Source organism: Mangrovicoccus sp. HB161399 (genome assembly GCF_013184745.1).
Taxonomy (GTDB): Bacteria; Pseudomonadota; Alphaproteobacteria; order Rhodobacterales; family Rhodobacteraceae; genus Mangrovicoccus.
The window spans coordinates 1-1,786 of sequence record NZ_JAATVU010000218.1; the positions used below are offsets into that span (position 1 = coordinate 1).

The window sequence follows — 1,786 nt, forward strand, 5'->3', positions numbered from 1 at the left end:
CGTCGCTCAGCCAGAAGAGATCAGACATGTCACCGCTCGTTTTCGAACGCTGAATCATGCCGTCCAGCCGAAATCAATGGGTCCTGAGCCTAGGGCTGCCCGCGTGCGCACGATGCCCTTCGAGGCCGCCGCCACCATTCTGGGCCGGGTGCGCATCCTGTCGCCGCTCTAGGCCTGGGGCCTGCGGAGCGCGAAGAGGACCTGCATGAAAAAGGCCATCGTTGCCGCCAGCCGGAAGCTTGCCACGATCCTGCTGGCCATGTGGAAGTCGGGCACGGCCTGCTGGTCGAAGGGGCACCCGCCTGCCTGCGCTGCGGATGTCGCAACAGCATGACCATCACGCAGGCCATATCGCGCGGGCCGCTGCTCTGACCCGCGACCGATTGCCGAGATCCGGCACCTCCGGGTGGCGGTGCGACTTCCCGGGCAGGGACTATGGACGGGACGAGCTCGGACCTGCCGTTGTGCTGCTAGCCCGAGGTAAAGATAGGGAGCCTTCCTTCCTCCACAGTCCGCATCTTGTGGGGGCGTGCCGACCACGGACAGCAGCATGGACCTGCTCGCTGGATGCTTCGCCGTTGACCGAGGCCGCTCGATCACAGAATCTGGCAGATGGTCCCGCGCGAGGGCGAGGCTGGGCTGCCCGGCAATGGCTGTTCGGCCGCATCCGGGAGGAAAAAGCCGCGGAAGCAGATGTGCAAGGCGCTGTCGGCCAGGGCCAGCCGGTGCCGCATCCGCTACGTGCAGTCCTGCCGATCCGGCAAGGGGGGAACTGGTCCGGCGGCGGCACCGTCGCGTCGTTCCACTGCGGATGAGGCAGCGCCAGTGCGTCCCGCGGAGAACGTGCCGGGCATGGGATGGTCCATCGGGAAAGCGGGGAAGCGTCCTGCCGCAGGCCGTCGGTTGCAGGGCGCCTCCTGACGCCTCAGGCGACCGGAAACCGCCCGGAGGACCGAATGCGGGCAGCCCTCCCCTGCAGCGACGGCTGCTGCCGTTCCCGGTTTCCAGGCACGGTCCGCGCCTGCCGCCCGTGTCCCCGAACGCGGGGCGGGACGGCTCGCCGGCACAGGGCGATCGGCCCGGCCGCGCCGCTTGTCCCGGACGCAGGAGTCGGACGGAGGCGGCCGGCTCGGTGCCGCCTCGCCGGAAGCGCCGATCTCCGCTGCCTTGCGCTGCGGAAGGCCGGGCAGACCGCATTCGCTGAAAAGCATATATTGCAGTCGGGACCGCCCCGGCCCCGCTATTTTCCGTCAGAGGTCGCAGCCCGGCCCGGCTGGACGGCGGCGGTTGCGGCAATGGCCGCGGCCCTGTCGACAATGCGGCAGAGCAGTTCACGGAGGGTCCGGGCAACGGCGACGGGTGCGCCTGTCTGTCCGTTGCCCTCTTTCTCGGCGGGAAGCGCAAGGACATCGAGGACCTCACTCAGATAGGCAGCGCGGATAGCGACGGGTCCGGCAATTTCCGGTCCGACAGGCTGGACCGCAATGACGGCAGGAAAGGCGGGGACCGGCTCGCAGGCGGTCCCGGGGCGGATTTCCCGGCAGGAGGCGCCGGTGAGGTCCTTCTCCGCGGCGCGAAAGGCGATGATACACGCGGCGACTGCGACCTGCTTGCGGGCGGCCAGGATGTCGTTGCCTAACTGTTCAGTCCCGGCATCTGGTGGATCGGGTCGGCGATAAAACTGTCCGGCTCCGAAGTCCGGATCTTGCAGATGCATTCGCAGGGGGCGAGGCCGCCGAGCGGCTCGAGGCGACGTGCGACGTTGCAAGCGGCCATGAAGTCGGCG

1 protein-coding gene and 1 pseudogene are annotated in these 1,786 nt (G+C 68.6%); one reads left to right on the forward strand and one right to left on the reverse strand.

The window, feature by feature from the left end:
- The first annotated feature begins 205 nt into the window (after nt 1-205).
- Nucleotides 206-334, forward strand: a complete 129-nt coding sequence (locus HCC78_RS34580) for a hypothetical protein (RefSeq protein WP_256368380.1) — start codon at nt 206-208, stop codon at nt 332-334.
- A gap of 1,301 nt (nt 335-1,635) precedes the next feature.
- Here the strand turns inward: HCC78_RS34580 and HCC78_RS34345 are convergent.
- A pseudogene (locus tag HCC78_RS34345) lies at nt 1,636-1,786 on the reverse strand (IS481 family transposase); the annotation flags it as partial.

Coding starts and splice junctions, on each gene's coding strand:
- HCC78_RS34580 (WP_256368380.1), top strand. CDS start 206: ATGAAAAAGGCCATCGTTGCCGCCAGCCGGAAGCTTGCCACGATCCTG.